16 protein-coding genes are annotated in these 17515 nt (G+C 69.7%); 9 read left to right on the plus strand and 7 right to left on the minus strand.

Annotation, left to right across the window (positions count from 1 at the left end):
• Positions 1-25: 25 nt before the first annotated feature.
• The 8 genes from VH569_RS08850 to pabB all read left to right on the plus strand — a co-directional run bounded on the left by VH569_RS08850 (position 26) and on the right by pabB (position 10479).
• Entirely contained in the window at positions 26-2071 is a 2046-nt protein-coding gene (locus tag VH569_RS08850; protein ID WP_423315013.1) for an FAD-dependent oxidoreductase, read from the plus strand.
• Positions 2072-2109: 38 nt separating this feature from the next.
• Positions 2110-4026, plus strand: a complete 1917-nt coding sequence (locus VH569_RS08855; RefSeq protein ID WP_423315014.1) for a DUF3483 domain-containing protein — start codon at positions 2110-2112, stop codon at positions 4024-4026.
• Positions 4023-5252 (plus strand): electron transfer flavoprotein subunit alpha/FixB family protein, encoded by a 1230-nt coding sequence (locus tag VH569_RS08860; protein WP_423315015.1) that lies wholly within the window; start codon positions 4023-4025, stop codon positions 5250-5252. Before VH569_RS08855 ends, VH569_RS08860 begins: the two co-directional genes overlap by 4 nt.
• Positions 5245-6042, plus strand: coding sequence for an electron transfer flavoprotein subunit beta (locus tag VH569_RS08865; protein ID WP_423315016.1), 798 nt, complete (start codon positions 5245-5247; stop codon positions 6040-6042). The genes VH569_RS08860 and VH569_RS08865 overlap by 8 nt, the downstream gene beginning before the upstream one ends.
• A gap of 67 nt (positions 6043-6109) precedes the next feature.
• Complete coding sequence (gene proV, locus VH569_RS08870; RefSeq protein WP_423315017.1) at positions 6110-7393, plus strand: glycine betaine/L-proline ABC transporter ATP-binding protein ProV; 1284 nt, start codon at positions 6110-6112, stop codon at positions 7391-7393.
• Positions 7394-7396: 3 nt separating this feature from the next.
• A complete protein-coding gene (locus tag VH569_RS08875; protein ID WP_423315018.1) occupies positions 7397-8281 on the plus strand; it encodes an ABC transporter permease in 885 nt (294 codons plus the stop codon).
• 140 nt (positions 8282-8421) lie between these two features.
• Complete coding sequence (locus VH569_RS08880) at positions 8422-9024, plus strand: GNAT family N-acetyltransferase (RefSeq protein WP_423315019.1); 603 nt, start codon at positions 8422-8424, stop codon at positions 9022-9024.
• Between the two features lie 3 nt (positions 9025-9027).
• On the plus strand, positions 9028-10479 hold the full coding sequence (gene pabB / locus VH569_RS08885) for an aminodeoxychorismate synthase component I (RefSeq protein WP_423315020.1): 1452 nt from the start codon (positions 9028-9030) through the stop codon (positions 10477-10479).
• 104 nt (positions 10480-10583) lie between these two features.
• Here pabB and VH569_RS08890 read toward each other — a convergent pair whose 3' ends face one another.
• From VH569_RS08890 to VH569_RS08905, 4 genes are all read right to left on the minus strand, one after another.
• Complete coding sequence (locus VH569_RS08890; protein WP_423315021.1) at positions 10584-11657, minus strand: haloacid dehalogenase-like hydrolase; 1074 nt, start codon at positions 11655-11657, stop codon at positions 10584-10586.
• Between the two features lie 140 nt (positions 11658-11797).
• Entirely contained in the window at positions 11798-12370 is a 573-nt protein-coding gene (locus VH569_RS08895) for a GreA/GreB family elongation factor (protein WP_423315023.1), read from the minus strand.
• A 10-nt stretch (positions 12371-12380) separates the two neighbouring features.
• Positions 12381-13430 carry a hydantoinase/oxoprolinase family protein gene (locus tag VH569_RS08900; protein WP_423315024.1) on the minus strand — a complete coding sequence of 350 codons (1050 nt, stop codon included), beginning with the start codon at positions 13428-13430 and terminating at the stop codon, positions 12381-12383.
• Positions 13423-14415: an ATP-grasp domain-containing protein gene (locus tag VH569_RS08905; protein ID WP_423315025.1), complete on the minus strand. Its 993-nt coding sequence runs from the start codon at positions 14413-14415 to the stop codon at positions 13423-13425. Before VH569_RS08905 ends, VH569_RS08900 begins: the two co-directional genes overlap by 8 nt.
• Between VH569_RS08905 and VH569_RS08910 the strand changes: the two genes are divergently transcribed.
• The gene (locus VH569_RS08910) at positions 14414-15157 is read left to right on the plus strand and encodes a HisA/HisF-related TIM barrel protein (RefSeq protein ID WP_423315026.1); all 744 of its coding nucleotides are present in this window, start codon (positions 14414-14416) and stop codon (positions 15155-15157) included. The two genes, VH569_RS08905 and VH569_RS08910, sit on opposite strands and share 2 nt — an antisense overlap.
• Here the strand turns inward: VH569_RS08910 and fae are convergent.
• The 3 genes from fae to VH569_RS08925 are packed head-to-tail and all read right to left on the minus strand — an operon-like array spanning position 15136 to position 17509.
• Positions 15136-15624 carry a formaldehyde-activating enzyme gene (gene fae / locus VH569_RS08915; RefSeq protein WP_244592669.1) on the minus strand — a complete coding sequence of 163 codons (489 nt, stop codon included), beginning with the start codon at positions 15622-15624 and terminating at the stop codon, positions 15136-15138. The two genes, VH569_RS08910 and fae, sit on opposite strands and share 22 nt — an antisense overlap.
• Positions 15519-16595 (minus strand): triphosphoribosyl-dephospho-CoA synthase, encoded by a 1077-nt coding sequence (locus tag VH569_RS08920; protein WP_423315027.1) that lies wholly within the window; start codon positions 16593-16595, stop codon positions 15519-15521. Before VH569_RS08920 ends, fae begins: the two co-directional genes overlap by 106 nt.
• Positions 16592-17509 carry an ATP-grasp domain-containing protein gene (locus VH569_RS08925; RefSeq protein ID WP_423315028.1) on the minus strand — a complete coding sequence of 306 codons (918 nt, stop codon included), beginning with the start codon at positions 17507-17509 and terminating at the stop codon, positions 16592-16594. The genes VH569_RS08920 and VH569_RS08925 overlap by 4 nt, the downstream gene beginning before the upstream one ends.
• Positions 17510-17515 lie beyond the last annotated feature (6 nt).

A 17515-nucleotide genomic window follows, 5' to 3' on the forward strand; every position in this document is an offset into this window, starting at 1 on the left:
CTCAATACTGGGGATCGTTCCTGCCATGTCCTCACCCGCCGAAGCCCTTCTGAAGCCTCTGCAGATCAAGCATTTGACGATCCGTAACCGCGTGATGAGCACGAGCCACGCGCCGGGCTACGGGTCCGAAGGCAAGCCGAAGGAACGCTACCAGCTCTATCACGAGGAAAAGGCCAAAGGCGGCATCGGCCTGACGATGTTCGGCGGTTCCTCCTCCGTCGCGGTGGACAGCCCGGCGGCGCCGTGGAACCAGATTTCCGTCGCCGATGACAGCGTCATCCCCTTCTTCCGCGAATTCTCCGACCGGGTGCACCGCCACGGCGCGGCGCTGATGATCCAGCTGACCCACATGGGCCGGCGCACCCGCTGGGACACCGAGAACTGGCTGCCCACCGTCTCCGCCTCGGCCGCCCGCGAACCGGCGCACCGCAACACGCCGAAGGAGATGGAGGATTTCGACTTCAAGCGGATCATCGCCGGCTATGCCGCCGCTGCCCGCCGCTGCAAGGAAGGCGGTCTGGACGGCTTCGAGCTGTCGGCCGCCCACGGTCACCTGATCGACCAGTTCTGGAGCCCCTCGGCCAACCGGCGCAGCGACAGGTACGGCGGCAGCCTGGAAAACCGCATGCGCTTCGGCATCGAGGTGTTCGAGGCGATCCGCGCCGAGGTCGGCGACGATTATGTCATCGGCATGCGCATGTCCGGCGACGAGTTGATCGACGACGGCCTCAGCCATGAAGACTGCATCGCCATCGCCCGCACCTATGCCGAGCGCGGGCTGATCGATTTCGTGAATGTGCTGGGCGGACAGGCGCGCGATCATCTGGCGCATGCCATCTCTCTGCCCAACATGTCCTTCCCGGTCGCCCCCTTCCTGCATCTGGCCAGCGGCATCAAGCGCGAGGCCGGTATCCCCGTCTTCCATGCCCAGCGCGTGACCGACCTCGCCACCGCCGCCCGCGCGGTCGAGGAGGGCCATGTCGACATGGTCGCCATGACCCGCGCCCACATCGCCGACCCGCATCTGGTGCGCAAGCTGATGGAAGGGCGGTTGGACGACGTGCGGCAGTGCGTCGGCGCCGGCTATTGCATCGACCGCATCTATGTCGGCGGCGACGCGCTGTGCATCCAGAACGCCGCGACAGGCCGAGAGCGGACCATGCCGCACGTGATCCCGAAGGCGGAGCGCAAGCGCCGCGTCGTCGTGGTCGGCGGCGGTCCCGGCGGGCTGGAAGCCGCCCGCGTCTGCGCCGAGCGCGGCCATTCGGTCGTGTTGCTCGAACGCAACGCCGCCCCCGGCGGCCAGATCGGCATCGCCGCCAAGGCGACCTGGCGCGAGGCGATGAGCGGCATCACCCGCTGGCTGTCGCAGCAGGTCACCAAGCTGGGCGTCGATGTCCGGCTGGGGGTGGAGGCCGACCGTGCCGCCGTCGAGGCCGAGAACCCCGACGTGGTGATCCTCGCCACCGGCGGTCGTCCCAACCGCGGCGACTTCAAGGGCGCCGATCTGGCGGTGTCGACCTGGGACATCCTGACAGGCGCGGTGGAGCCGACGGGAACCGTCCTGATGTATGACGGCACCGGCCAGCATCACGGCGCCTCCTGCGCGGAGTTCATGGCGAAGCGCGGCGCCCTGGTGGAGATCGCCACCCCCGACCGCATGGTCGCGGAGGAGGTCGGCACCACCAACCAGCCGATCCACCTGCGCGAGCTGTACAAGCTGAACGTGGTGATGACCACCAACCAACAGCTCGTGGAAATCTACCCGGAGGGCAACCGCCGCGTCGCCGTCCTGCGCAACGAATACACCCACGAGGAAGAGGAACGGCTGGTCGACCAGATCGTGGTGGAGCTGGGCACCCTGCCCAACGACGGCCTCTATTTCGATCTGAAGGACCTGTCGCTGAACCGCGGCGAAACCGACCTCGACAGCCTGATCGCCGGCCGGCCGCAACCGGTGCAGGCCAACGGCCATGGCGGTTACACGCTGCATCGCATCGGCGATGCGGTGGCCGGTCGCAACATCCACGCCGCCATCTACGACGCGGCGCGTCTCTGCAAGGACATCTGACACCTCTAACCCCAGCCAAGCGACAGGAGCCGTCCGACGTGATCGCCACCGCTCTCACCACCGTCGTCCTTGCCGTCCTCGCCATCGGCGCGGCATTGGCCGCCTGGCAGTCGCGGCGTTGGCTGGCCGGCCGGCCGGCAACGGTCGGTGTGGTCGCCGGGTTGCGCGCCCTGCCCGGCCGCTATCTGGTCGATGTCCATCATGTCGTGGGGTGGACGCCGTTCAACGCCCGCTTCCATGCGCTGGTCGCCGGCGGTTTCCTGGCAGCGCTGGCGCTGCTGGTGTCGATGGGCGTCGCCTTCGGTGGATCGCGCATTCTCTGGCTGCTGCTGGCGGTGGTGCTGGCCGTCATGCTGGCAGGTGCCCTGATGGTCCGGCATCGCCGCCGGGTCTTACGCCCGCGCGAGCTGTCGCAAGGGCGCTTCGCCCGCCTTCCGCTGTCGCTTCTGGGGTTTTCCGGCGGCCTGCTGCTGGTGGCCCTCGACCAGGCGCTGGGCGGTGTGATGCCGGAGGCGCTCGCCCTGGTCCTGATCGCAGTTGCCGGGGTGGCGTTGGCCGATCTGGTGTGGGGCGTGTGGAAGGGGCCGCTGAAGCATGCGGTGCATGGGGCGCTGCATCTCGCCTTCCATCCGCGTCCGGCCCGCTTCCACGATGGCAAAGGCCGTGACACCGGGCTGAAGCCGCTGCCGCTCGCTCCCGCGGAAGAGACTGAGCCGGGCACCCTGGGTGTCGAGCGTCCCGTCGATTTTGCCTGGAACCGGCTGCTCGGCTTCGATGCCTGCGTCCAGTGCGGGCGCTGCGAGACAGCCTGCCCGGCCTATGCCGCCGGCCTGCCGCTGAACCCGAAGAAGCTGGTGCAGGATCTGGTCGCCGCCATGGACGGGCAGGCCAGCGACGCTGCCTATGCCGGCAACCCCCATCCCGGCCGCGGCGTCGGCAAGGCCCATGGCGGGGCAGCGCTGCCGCTGATCGGGCCGGATGCGATGATCCATCCCGACACGCTGTGGTCCTGCACCACCTGCCGCGCCTGCGTGCAGGAATGCCCGATGATGATCGAGCATGTGGATGCCGTCGTCGACCTGCGCCGCTTCCAGACGCTGGAGCTGGGCGCTACCCCGGGCAAGGCCGCCGTCATGCTGGAGGAACTGCGCGCCACCGACAATCCCGGCGGCCGCGCGCTCGCCCGGCGCTGGGACTGGGCCGCCGACCTGTCGCTGCCCCGGCTGGCGGTCGGCGGTTCCTGCGACACGCTGCTGTGGGTGGGCGACGGCGCCTTCGACCTGCGGGTCCAGCGCTCGCTGCGGGCGCTCGTCCTGCTGCTGCGCCGCGCCGGGGTGGACTTCGCCGTGCTGGGCGAGGAGGAGCTGGATTGCGGCGACGTCGCCCGCCGGCTGGGCGACGAGGCGACCTTCCAGTCGCTGGCGACCCGCAACGTGGCGACGCTGAACGCCCGCCGCTTCACCCGCATCGTCACCGCCGACCCCCATGCGCTGCACACGCTGCGCAACGAATATCCGGCCTTCGGCGGCAGCTGGACTGTCGTCCACCACACCGCCCTGCTGCTGGAGCTTGTCACCGCCGGGGCGCTGACGGTGACCAAGCCGGTCGGGCGCAGCGTCACCTTTCACGACCCCTGCTATCTCGGCCGGTACAACGGCGAGATCGAGGCGCCGCGCGCCCTGCTCGACGCCATCGGCGTGGAACGCCGGGAAATGCTGCGCGCCGGCCTGCGGTCGAGCTGCTGCGGCGGTGGCGGCGGCGCCCCGCTGACCGACGTGTCGGGCGAACGCCGCATCCCCGACGTCCGCATGGAGCATGCGCGGGAGACCGGCGCCTCTCTGGTCGCCGTCGCCTGCCCCAACTGTGCCCTGATGCTGGAAGGCGTCGTCGGCCCCCGGCCGGAGGTGGCGGAGATCGCCGAACTGGTGCTCGCCGCGACGGAGACCGCCCGATGACCAGCCCCTCTCCGATCCGCCGCCGCGTCGATCCCCGTGCCGAGCGCGCCGCCCGCACCGTCCTGACCGGCCAGCGTCCGCGCCTGCTGCGCCAGCCGGTCGCCGCCTCAGTCAACGAACGCCGCCGCGACCCGCGCGCCCTTCGCGCTGCCGCATTGGTGCAGAGCCAGCCGCGCCTACGCTATGACTGGACGCGCGACGCCGCCTCGGCCGGCACCGCCGCGCCTCACTCCGTCACCGTCGCCGCCATGCCTGCGATCCCGCTCCGGGTGATCGCCGAGCCGGCCTATCTGGTCCTCGCCATGCTCGACCGCTCCGGCGGTGAGGTCGGCGAGCATGACCGGCAGGTGATCGCCGCCGCCCGCCTGCTGGCCGATGCGGGGGGCGGTGCCGTGGTGACCGTCTGCACCGGTTCGGGCGAGGCGCTGGCCGAGGCCGGGTCCGACCGCCATGTCGCTCTGCCCGACGGCTGGGCCGACGATTACGTGCCGGAACGGCGCGCCGCCGCCGCTTCGGCGCTGATGACCGCACTGTCTCCCCGCCACATCCTGTTCCCGGACAGCCCGGACGGCGCCGACGTGGCGCGGCGGCTCGCGGCGGCAACGGGAGAGCGGCTGTTCACCGGCGTGCAAAGCCTCGGCCCCGACCGCGCAACCCGCCAGTCGGCCGGCGGCTCGTTGGAGACCGGGCACCGCCCCACCCGGCTGATGACGGTCGCGGCCGACGCCTTCGCCCCGCTCGACGGCGTGCGGCACGAGGCCCGGCCGCTCGATCTCGAAACTTCGGTGGCGGCGGACGAGGTTCGGCCCCGCCTGGGCGGCGCCCGCCGGCTGGCCGTCGATCCCGACGCCCTGTCCCTGTCGGAAACCGATTTCATCCTCAGCGCCGGCAATGGCGTGACCGACTGGCCGAGCTTCACCGATCTGGGCGAAGCGCTCGGCGCCACCCGCGCCGGCAGCCGCGTGGTCTGCGATGCCGGGCATCTGCCGCGCGAACGGCAGGTCGGCGCCTCCGGCACCGTGGTCGGCGCGCGCTGCTACCTTGCCTTCGGCATTGCCGGCGCGCCGCAGCATCTTCAGGGCATCACCGGCGTCCGCCACGTGATCGCCGTCAACACCGACCTCCATGCCGAGATGATCAAGCGGGCCGACCTGTCCATCGTCGCCGATGCGCAAGTCGTCATGCCCGCCCTGATCCGGCTGATCCGGGAGCGCCGCCATGACTGAAGCAGCCATGCTTGATGTCGCCGTCCTGCTCTCCATCGGCCGCCATCCGGTCTCCGGCCGCGCCCGCCGCGCCGCCACCGACGCGCAGGCATTGGAAATGGCGCTGGCGCTGCGGCCAAAGCGGCTGACGGCGATCCATGCCGGACCGGCCGCCGATGCCGACGCGTTGCGCGCCTATCTCGGCATGGGGCTGGAGCGGCTGACGGTTCTGGTCCTGCCGGAGGGGGCCGATCCGGTCGAGCCGCTGATCGCCCATCTGCGCCGCCTCGCTCCGTCGCTGGTCCTGACCGGGCGGCAGGCGGAGGATGGCGAGGGCAGCGGCATGCTGCCCTATCTGATCGCCCGCGGCCTCGAAGCCGCCGTCGTCGCCGATGTGGTGCGGATGGGCCCATCCGATGCGCCGGCCTCCTCGGCCAGCATGACCGACCTCGTCCAGGCGCTGCCGCGCGGACAGCGGCGGGCGCTGACCGTCACCGGCCGCCTCATAGCGACCGTCCATCCATCCGCCCCGCCCGCCCGCGCCTCGGCCTTCGGCCCGGCCCGGCGGGGCGTCATCGAGCCGGTGGCGGCCCAGGCGACCGCCGATCTCTTCCTGTCGGAATGCGAGCATCGGCCTTGGCGCCTGAAGCCCAAGCTGATGCGCGTGAAGCGCGGCGGCTCGGCCCTGGACCGGCTGAAGGCGGCGACCGAGAGCAAGAGCGGAAAAGGCCAACTGCTGGTCAACCCGACACCTGAAGCGGGGGCGCTGGCCATCTACGACAGCCTTGTCGAACAGGGAATGCTTCCATGAAAACCATGCAAAACGACCCTCCCAGTACCACAGGTCACGCTGTCGCCAACCCGGGGGAGGCACGCCGATGAACACGATGATGCGAAGCGCGGTCTCGGTCGGCGGCCCTGCCAGCCTTGGCTTTCCCCGCGGAGCGGCCAGGACGGGCATCGGCGAGGATGCGGCGGTCCGGCTGGAGGTGCGGAACGTCTACAAGGTCTTCTCGGCCGATCCGAAGCCCGCCCTGTCGATGCTGCGCCAGGGCGCCAGCAAGGCGGAGGTCCTGGAAAAGCTGAACGTCAATGTCGGTGTCCTCGACGCCAGCTTTCAGGTCCGCGCCGGCGAGATCTTCGTCATCATGGGGCTGTCGGGGTCCGGCAAATCCACCATGATCCGCCTGCTGAACCGGCTGATCGAGCCCAGCAGCGGCGAAATCCTGCTGGACGGCAAGGATCTGGTCAGCATGTCGAAGGCCGACCTGATCCAGGCCCGCCGCCGCAACATGGGCATGGTCTTCCAGTCCTTCGCCCTGATGCCGCATCTGACCGCGCTGGACAACGCCGCCTTCGGCCTGGAAATTTCCGGCGCCTCCAAGGCGGAGCGCCACAAGGCGGCCCAGCAGGCGCTGGAGCAGGTCGGCCTGGGCACCTATGCCCACCGTTACCCGCGCGAGATGTCGGGCGGCATGCAGCAGCGCGTCGGCCTCGCCCGCGCGCTCGCCAACGATCCGACCATCCTGCTGATGGACGAGGCGTTCTCCGCGCTGGACCCGCTGATCCGCACCGAAATGCAGGACGAGCTTCTGCGCCTGCAACGCGAACAGCAGCGCACCATCGTCTTCATCTCCCACGACCTCGATGAGGCGATGCGCATCGGCGACCGCATCGCCATCATGGAGGGCGGGCGCATCGTCCAGGTCGGCACGCCCTACGAGATCCTCAGCCGGCCGGCCGACGATTACGTCCGCTCCTTCTTCCGCAACGTCGATGCCTCGAAGGTGCTGCGGGCCGGCGACGTCGCGCGGTTCGAGGCGACCAACACGGTCATCCGCCTGCCCGGCGAACTGGCTCCCGCCTTGCAGCAGCTGCGCGAGAACGACCACAATTTCGGCTATGTCCGCACCCCGGAAGGCCATTTCGAAGGCATCGTCTCGCGGGCGACGCTGGAGCGTGAGCTGAACGGTCCGCAGCCGCGCTTCGTCAATGCCTTCCTGCCCGGCGTCCGCACGGTCAACGCCGCGGCGCCGATCCATTCCCTGCTCGCCCTGGTCGCTGACAGCGAATGGCCGGTGCCGGTCGTCGACGACGACGACAACTTCCTCGGCGCCATCTCGCGCGCCCTCATGCTCCACACCTTGGTTCGGGGGGATTGACCGATGGACTTCGAAATCAGAATCGGCAAATGGGTCGAGGAACTGGTCACCTTCATGCTCGACCATTTCCAGCCGACCTTCGACGCCATCGCGACGGTGGTGAACGGCTTCGGCGGCGCCATCGACTTCGTGCTGGTGGGCGCGCCCGCCTGGCTGCTGATCGGGCTGATCGTCGCGACCTCCCTGTGGCGGGTCGGCATCGGCTTCGCCGTCTTCACGGTCGCCGCCCTGTCGCTGATCGCCGGCATGGGGCTGTGGACGGAGACCGCCTCCACCCTGGGGCTGGTCCTGACCGCCACCCTGCTCAGCCTGCTGATCGGCGTGCCGCTGGGCGTCTGGATGGCGCGCAACCGCGTGGTCGAAAGCATCGTCCGCACCACGCTGGACTTCATGCAGACCATGCCGGCCTTCGTCTATCTGATCCCGGCGGTGATGTTCTTCGGTCTGGGCCGGGTGCCGGGCATCCTCGCCACCGTGATCTTCGCCATGCCGCCGGCCGTGCGCCTGACCTCGCTCGGCATCCAGCAGGTTCCGGCCGAGATCGTGGAGGCCGGCAAGGCCTTCGGCTGCCATGACCGCCAGCTTCTGTTCAAGGTCCAACTGCCGAACGCCCTGCCCTCGATCATGGCCGGGGTGAACCAGACCATGATGATGGCGCTATCGATGATCGTCATCGCCTCGATGATCGGTGCCGGCGGCCTGGGCAATGTCGTGCTGCAAGGCATCCAGCGGCTGGACATCGCGCTCGGCTTCGAAAGCGGGCTCAGCGTTGTTCTGCTGGCGATCGTCCTCGACCGCATCACCCAGAGCTTCGGCCAGACCGCCGCCGCTCCGCGCCCGGTACGCTTCGCGTTCCTGCGCCGGTTCCTGCCGGTGCCGGCACGGTGAGCCCGGGGGCGCTTCCGGAAGGGGGCTCCGCCGCCGCTCTTCCGGCGCGGCCCCTGCCTCCTCACGGGCTGCGGCCGCATGCCGATGCACAGGCGCGCGGCGCGGGGTTGGAGCCGGGGCCAGGGTTGGAGCCGGGCGACATGCAGGTGGAGCGGCTGGCCGGCGTCGCCCTGGCCGACCGGCTGGAGGAGCTGGCCGCCCTGCGGCTGGCGGTGCTCGGCGAGTTCCCCTATCTCTATCGCGGGTCGGCCGCGTACGAGGAACGGTATCTCTCCGATCTCGGCAGCCTGCCGGGCGGCCTCATCCTCGCCGCTTTCGACCGCAACCGCATGGTCGCGGCGGTCACCGGTGCGCCGCTCGACCAGGAAATCGACGCCTTGAGCGATCCCTTCACCCATGCCGGCCGCGACCCGAGCGCGATCTTCTATTTCGGTGAGGTGGTGGTCCTGCCCTCCCACCGCGGGCGGGGTGTCGGAACGGCCCTGCTCGAAATCGGCGAATCCCATATCCGCGACGACGGCCGTTTCGCATCCGCCGCCTTCGGCGAGATCGTGCGCTCAACCGACCATCCCCGCCGCCCGAAAACCTACCGGACGCCCGATGCCGCATGGCGGCGGCTGGGCTACCGGCTGGAGCCGGACATCGGCGGCACCCTGTCCTGGTGCGACTCCTGCGACCGGGAAGAAACCGCCAAACCTCTTCGCTTCTGGGTCAAGTCCTTCACCCCCAGCACCGGAGCATGACACATGCCGCATGACGGCCTTGTCTTCGACCTCCCGGCCGGGGAGAGCGCGGGCGACGAGTGTCCGCTGCTGATCCGCGAAATTCCCTACCGCGATCCGGTCACCGCCTTCGCACCCTGGTCCGGCCAGCCTTTCGCCACCCTTCTGCACAGCGCGGCGGAAGCCGGGGGCCGGGGCCGCTGGAGCATCGTCGCCGTCGATCCCTTCCGCACGGTCGAAGCGCGTGGCGGCTCCGTCACGGTGGATGGCGAGGCGGTTGCCGGCGATCCGTTCACCGCGCTCGAACGGGAACTGGACGCCCATCGCCTGCCCGTTCCCGCCGACCTGCCCGTTCCCTTCACCGGTGGCGCCGTCGGCCTCCTCGGCTATGAATTGGGTCAGGTGCTGGAACGGCTGCCGGCACGGCATGGCGACGACAGCGGCCTGCCCGACATGGCCTTCGGGCTCTACGACACGGTCATCGTGTTCGATGAACAGGAGCGGCGCGGCTGGGTCCTGTCCAATGGATTTCCCGAACGCAGCCCGGTGAGCCGCCGCCTCCGCGCCGCCCGCCGCCTTCAGTCCTTCGCCGATGCGCTGGCAGCGGCGCCCAGCGATTTGCCGCCGCCCAACCCCGCCACCGCGCCCTGGCAGCCCGAGATCGAGCGCGACGAGTATTGCCACCGGGTGGAGCAGGTGCTGGAGTACATCCGCGCGGGCGACATCTTCCAGGCCAATTTCACCGGGCGCTTCCTGGCCGACCGCCCGGCGGGCCTGTCGGTGCTCGACCTCTACCGCCGCCTGCTGGCGCGCAGCCCCGCCCCCTTTGCGGCCTGCCTGTCGCTGCCCGGCGGCACCGGTCTGGCCAGCGCCTCGCCGGAACGCTTCATCCGGCTCGACGCCGACGGCCGCATGGAAACCCGTCCGATCAAGGGAACCCGCCCGCGCGGCGCCACGGCGGAGGAAGACGAGGCGCTCGCCCGCGAGCTTGAACACAGCGTCAAGGATCGGGCCGAGAACCTGATGATCACCGACCTGCTGCGCAACGACATCGGCCGCGTGGCGCGCATCGGCAGCGTCAGGGTGCCGGTCCTGTGCGGGGTGGAGCGCTTCGCCTCCGTCCATCATCTGGTATCGGTCATCGAAGGACAACTGAAGCCGGGGCTGGGGCCGGTCGACCTGCTGCGCGCCACCTTCCCCGGCGGCTCGATCACCGGCGCGCCCAAAATCCGTGCCATGGAGATCATCGACGAGCTGGAGTCCTCTCGGCGCGGCGCCTATTGCGGATCGGTGGCCTGGATCGGCTTCGACGGGGCGATGGACAGCAGCATCGTCATCCGCACCCTGACCGTCACGCCCGACCGCGTCGTCGCCCAGGCCGGCGGCGGCATCGTCGCCGATTCCGATCCCGGTGGCGAGCATGACGAGATGATGGTGAAGATCCGCCCCCTGCTGCGCGCGCTGGATGGCGGCTGAACCGGCGACGACCGGCGCGGATGTTGGGAAAAAACAAAGGCCCCGGCCGGTTCAGCGGTCGGGGCCTTCCTGTTTTGGGCGATGGCGGGCAAGAGCCGCCGATGTCACTGGATATCGTTCGGTTGGACGACGACCCAGTTGCGGTCGGCGAGGACCGGCAGCTTCTGGTCCGCCTGCCCGGCGGCGGCGGCTTCCCACATCTGCTTGATCTGCTTCATATACTTGTCCTTGCGGTTGACCCAGACCCGCAAGCCGCCATTCGCCGCGTCGGTGGAATGCAGCAGCATGTAGCCGTCGCTGGTGGGGGTGTCTCCGGCCACCAGGACCGGCTTCTTCCACTGGTCGATATAGGTGAGAATCGCCGCATGCTTGCCGGCGAACCAGGTCAGCGGCGCCCACAGATAGGTGCCGAGTTCCAGGTCCATCGTCTTCGCCCAGTCGTATTTTCCCTCGGCGATCAGCTTGCGTGCCGTGGTCACCTCGCCGGTGGAGCGGTTCTTCAGCAGCATGGTGACGCCGATGACGTTCTGCGGCTTGACGTTGTAGCCGTATTTCGGATCGGACAGGACCATCCGGACCAGTTCCTCGCTGGCGGCGGTCACCACATAGACGTCGATCCCGTTGGCGGTCAGATGGTTCACCAGTTCCTGCTGGCCGGTGTAGAATTTGGGCGGGCTGACCTCGACCGTCTTGACCGCGTCGCCCTCGTAGTAGGTGGCGGGGATCGGCTTGCCATCGGCCAGCATCTCGTCGACGAAGCCCTTCAACCGGGCCAGGGTGAAGCCGGAAAAGATCTGCGCCACCCACGGATAGCACACCTGATCGTCGATCTCGCACAGCCGGTAATAATAGCTGTTCAGGCTTTCCTTGTGCCCGTTCATGTCCTTGAACGGAATGATCTTCAAGGACGGATCCATGCTCTCGCGCGACAGCACGCCCTTGCGCTCCAGATAGGGCAGCAGGGATTCCTCAAGGTCGTAGCGGTACAGCGTGTTGTCGGCATCGAACACCGCATAGGCGCCCTTGCCGGCATTGGCGGACACCAGAGCCTTGAGGCTCGCCGCAGCCTCCGCCGGCCAATGCGCAAGCGGTTGAGGGGATCCCGATTGCGCCATGGCGGCCATCGGCGCCATCGCGACCATGCCCGCGAGCAGCGCGGAGCGGAAAAGCGTCTTCATCTGTGCCCTCTCTTCCCTGTTCAAAGACACGATTCTTCGAGACCGGGACCACTCTGTTGGAGTGGTCCCGGCTGTTCTGGGGATTATCCCGAACTGTCCAAGATTTTTTCAGTTGAGAGGCGCAGTTTATGACAGATTCTTTACACATGTCCACTGAATCTAATTTTCAGAATCCGTCGCGGATTGGCCTGAAATCGTCGCCTATACAGAGGAATTCCTTGAGATATCTGTAGCCGCTCAGCTCGGCGAGACCGAACGGATGGTAAGGGATAGGGCTTTGCCCCGGCGCGGCCAGTCCACCACGTCGCCCACCCGTCCACCGACTCCCCTAACGGGGATTGCCAGCTGATGCGGCCGGCAGCGGGATCGGCCTCTTCCCCGCCCACCAGCGTGAAGGTCCAGCGGCGCCCGGTCTCATCCTCCGCCACAACGACGGAGCCGAAGCCGGCTTCCTCGGCCGGGCCGGACGGGCGCACCACCACGGCGGCAGCCAGCCGGGCGCGCAGAAGGTCGGCGCGCCGCTTGGCACTGCTCATCGCCTGCCGGTCCTCCGGCGCATCGGAACCGCGCAGCTGCGCCATCTCCGCGTCAGCCGCGGCAAGCTCCTCCTGCCAGGCGGCGACGGTGGCGGCGGACACATGCAACGGCCCGTTGACCTGGGGCAGCGGGCCCTCGGTCTCGGCATCGCTTTCCTTGACGAAGGCGCGGCTCATCCCGGTTCCCTCAGCCCAGCAGCGCCATGGCCGCGGCGGGGGCGCAGCTTGCGACCCAACCCTGACCGGGAGCCCCCACCACATCGCAGAAATCCAGGTAGGGGCGGCCGAGCCGGCCAGCCACCTCCCGCACCACGGCACGCCCGACACCGGCCCCGACCACGGGCGCATCCTGTGGCAAGGGCGGCGCGCCGGCCGACAGCACCCGCGAAGCGGCATCGTGGATGCAGCGCAGCTGGCGCTCGACCAGATCGCCGGCCATCGCCCGCCAGACCGCCGGATCGTAATCGCCGGCATCATGGCCGACCATGCGGGCCAGCCGGCGCAGGCTGGCCTCGACCGTCTTCTGCCCATTGTCGGCGGCGGGATGCTGGTCCGCCGCCTCGTCCAGCCGGCCCAGAACGCGGTAGAGGTCGGCGCTGGTGGCGAAATACTCGGCCATCATCGGCAGCCGCTCGCCAGCGACCAGGGCGGTGCGCTCCATCGCCATCACCGCCGTCCGGGTCAGTCCGGTATAGAGCAGCTCCTCCACCGCCATGCGGTCATGATCGGTGACACCACGGGCCGCCACCTCGCCGTCGCGCACCGGCACGATGTCGGTGGTGGTGCTGCCCATGTCGACCAGCAGCGCCGCCGGCAGCCGCTTGGCGACCACGGCGGCGGTCGCCATCCAGTTGGCCGATGCCACGTCCATCACCTGTCCGCGTGCCTCCTGCGGCGACAGCAGCCCGCGCCGCCCGGCATAAACGCGCAGCCGCCCCGGCGGGACGGCCTCAGCGATGCGGTCGATCAACGTGTGCACGCCCTGGGTGCGGTCGTCGAACAGATCGACCAGTTCGCCCGTCATCGTCACCACATGGTCGGCGCCGGCCGGCAGGCGTTCCAGAACCGTGGTCAATGCCGTGTCCAGCTCGCCCAGCCCTTGCCAGAGCCGGCAGGGCACCTGCACAGCGTCGCACAGTCGGCCATCCTCCGCCCAGGCGGCCTTCAGATGGGCGCCGCCGATGTCCCAGCCGATGACTGCCGTTCCATTGGGGGCCGTTCCACGGGTGTCAGACATGCGCATCCTCCCGGCCGGCATCGGCCGATCTGGTGTGGAACAGAACCAGGATGTCGCCCGCCGGGTTCCAGCCCAGCACCCGCGACAGCCCGGAATAGCCGACGGACAGGCGCGGGTTCACCTCCACCACCACCGGGCCATTCCCATCCGTGTCATCGGGCCGGTCGATGAGGTCCACGGCGACATAGCCGCGCAAACCCGGGATCGCGGCGGCAATTGCGCGGGCCAGCGGCTCCCAGGTGGCGCGGCGGTGCTCCATCGCCCCGACCTCGACACCGTGGAAAGAGAAGCTCCCGCTCCCGCGCTCCACCTTCTGGCGGTTGCAGCCAAGCAATCTCACCCCGCCGATGGCATCGACCAGCATGGACAGGCTGCATGCTTCGCCTTCGATCAGCGGCTGGACGATCCAGCGGCCGGCGTGCGGCGGCGTCCAGCTGGCGATGTCGTCGACGATGAATGTGTCGAGGCAGCCGGCGCCGTCGTCCGGCTTCACCACATGGCGGGCGGCGGGCGGCGGCGGGGCGCCGAAGGGGACGGTGGGAATCGTCGCGATGCCGTGGGCGGCCAGCCGGGCCGCCGTCGCCGTCTTCGACGACGCCAGAACGATGGCGTCGGGAGCGCAGGCGACCACCGGCCGGCCGGTGTCGCGGAACAGGGCGGTCACCTGCGCCAGCAGCCCGTCGCTTTCCGGCGCAATCGGCCAGACCATGTCGCACAGGGCGGCCGCGGCGCGCCAGCGCGCCTCCGGCTCCTCGCCCGGGGCAACCGGGAACAGGGCGACCCGGTCCGCCGGGAAAGACGGTGGGGCAAGGCGGTTGTCCCAGCACAGCGTGACGTGCAGTCCATCCAGCGCGACCAGATCGCCGACCAGGGCCGCGACCATCGCGTTGGCCTCCGCCATCAGGTCGGTCGGAAGCGGCCCGTTGCACAGCGCGCCGCCGGTGACATACTCGCAGACCAGAATCCGACGAAGGCTGTTCTCCATGGACATCGTTCCCGTCATCGACCTGCTGGGCGGGCAGGTGGTTCATGCCAAGCGGGGGGAGCGCGACCGCTACCGCCCCATCGAAAGCGCGCTGACCGCCGGATCGGCCCCACAGGATATCGTGGCCGCGCTGCTGGCGCTGCAACCCTTCCGCGCCTGCTATGTCGCCGATCTCGACGCGATCCGCGGGAATGGCGACCATCGCTCCACCGTCGCCGCCCTCCAGGCGCGCTGGCCGGAGGTCGCCTTCTGGGTCGATGCCGGGCTGGCAACGGCGGATGATTGCCAGCGCTGGTTCGACGCCGGACTCCGGCATCTGGTGATCGGCAGCGAAAGCCAGACCGACGGCAAGACGCTGGAAGCGGCGCTGGCGCTGGCCGGCGGGGACCGGGTGGCGCTGTCGCTGGATGTCCGGCGGGGCGAAGCGCTGGGACCGGCGGCGCTGCACGAGGATGCCGGACTCTGGCCCTCGCGGGTGATCGCCATGACGCTGGACCGGGTCGGCTCGGGCGAGGGTCCTGACCTCGACCGCATCGCCACGCTGGCGGCCCGACGCCCGGGGGTTCGGGTGTGGGGCGCCGGCGGGGTGCGCGATGCGGCGGACCTGGAGGCGCTGGCGCGGCACGGAACCGATGCCGTGCTGGTGGCCAGCGCGCTCCACGACCGGCGCCTCGACGCCGGAACGCTGTCCCGCTTCGTCTCCGGTCAGCCGGTTTCCGGTCAGGAGGCGGCGAAGGGGTGAACCGCGGCGGCCATGCCGTCCAGCATCTCCTTGGCGGTCGGGCTGCCGGCGATGGCGCGCTTCAGCGCCAGCTTGGTGGCCTCGTGGTTGTAGTCCTGGATCTTGCGGTCGTCCTCCGCCTGCCAATGGATGAAGACGCCGACCGAGATGAACAGGTCGTCGGCCTCGTCCGCCGGGATGGTGCCGTCCTCGACGCATTCGGCGACCGCCAGGGCGACGGCACGCTGGGCCGGGCCGAACATCTGCACGGCCTGCTTGGCGTTCTTGATCGTCACCTTGTTGAACATGACCGTGGAGGGCTTGACCATCAGGTTCGGCGCCAGCACGGCCAGCAGGCCGTTCACCCCTTCCTTCTGGTTGGTCAGGGTCTGGCAGAAGGCGGTCTCGGCGGCGCTGCCGCGCGGACCGACGATGAGATCGATGTGAGCGACCTCGTTGCCGTCGCCCACCAGAGCTTCGCCGACCATAACCTTGTCGATCTTAGGCATTGCGCGTCCCTTGCGATGGTTGGTTCGATCAGATTCCGCCGGTTGTCGTCCGGCGGCCACGGTCCGGCCGGCAGTTCGCCGGCCAGCCGAAGCACGAACAGGCAGGCCACCGTCAGATCGGCGGACGTGCCCGGATTGAGGCCGCGGCGCTTCAGCGCGCGGTCGAAAGCGAGGAGCCGGCGGGCGACGCCGGAATGGGTGCCGAACGTCGGACCGGTGGAAAGGCGCCGCTCCAGCCGGAACGCCTGCGCCCGCACCCGCTCCGCCACCGCCGCGCCATGCTTGCGGGCGATGTGGGTGTCGGGGTGCAGCGCCATGAAGCCCAGATGAATGGCGCTCGCCGCCTCCGCCGGACTGGCGCCGCGACGCAGGGCCGAGCCTCCACGCGCAACGCCGAAGGTGAAGACATCGGCGAAGGCGGTGGCATACTGCCGGGCGATCAGGTCGCGGTCGGCCGCCGCAGCCATCGCGGCGCGCAGATCGACACGCGGGGCCGCGGCGACGTCATGCTGCCGGGCCTCTCCCAGCCCGGCCGGCAGAGCCAGACGGATCGCGGCGAAGGCGTCGGCGGCATCGGCGACGCTCAGCCCATCGAGCACACGCGCCAACCTCAGCCGCAACGGCTCGCCCTTATCGCGGCACAGCACGGCGGCGGCGAGCGGCGCCAGCAGCAGGACGATGCCGAGATTGGTGTTGCAGCCGGCGACTTCCCGTGTCGCCGCGACCGCGCGTAGGATCGTCTCCCCCACCCGGCGGCCCGGTGTGGCGAGGATCGGGGCGATGGCCGCAGCGCTGTCCAGGAACTGCGTCACGCTCATCCCATGGCCTTCGGCATGGATGTGGACGTTGCCGGGCTTCAGCGCCATCAGTTCCAGCCGGCAGGCGGTGAACACCGCTTCCTCCACCAAGGCCCGGCAATCGTGGAGCGGGGTCGGCAGCAGGGCGCTCATCCAGCCCTCCGCGCGTCCGCCGATACCGGCGAGGCCGATGCCAGACGGGCCAGGACCAGATCGGCCAGCGCCTGCGCCACGTCCACCGGCGTCACCGCCTGCAGGCCGCGCCATGCCGGCATGCTGTTGACCTCCAGCACAAGGAACCGGCCGTCGGGCGCACGGATCACGTCCACCCCGGCATAATCGGCACCGACGGCGGCGGCGGCGGCCACCGCCAGATCGCCCAGCACACCGCCCGGACTGGCCGGATGGCAGCGCGCCCCCTGCTTGACGTTGGTGATCCAGTGATCGCCCTGGCGGACCATGGCGGCCAACGGACGCCCATCCACCACGAAAACGCGCCAGTCGAACCAGCCGCCATCGGCCGCACCGACATATTCCTGCAGGTGATAGACACCGGCGATCTCGTCGGAACCGGGCAGAGCCATGCCGGGATCGAGCCGGCGCAGCCCCTTGCCCTGCGACCCGAACAGCGGCTTCAGCACCGCGGACCGTTCCTCGGCATGAAGGGCGGCCAGGATGGTGGAGGCCTGGACCGGATCGGCGACGCTCCAGGTCCGCGGGGTCGGTATCCCGGCGGCGGCCAGCCGGAAGGCAGTGGCGCTCTTGTCGACACAGCGTTCGATGGACACGGGGGTGTTGACGACCGGCACCCCGCCATGGACCAGCGCATGCAGCACGCCAAGCCGCAGCGTCACCTGCTCGAAACTGCCGGCTGAGATGGTGCGGACCAGGCAGGCGTCGGGCAGCCCGCCATCGAACCCCGGAATCACCGCCCCCTCCGGACCGAAACCGCAGGCGCTGAGCGATATTGGGACAGCCTTGGCGCCGAGGCGGGCGAAGGCGGCGGTCAGCCGCCGGGTGTGCCAGTCGGCGCCGTCCACGAAGATGGCGATGCGGGTCCGCCCCATGGCCCG

The organism is Azospirillum sp. 11R-A (assembly GCF_049472615.1).
Lineage (GTDB): Bacteria > Pseudomonadota > Alphaproteobacteria > Azospirillales > Azospirillaceae > Azospirillum > Azospirillum palustre.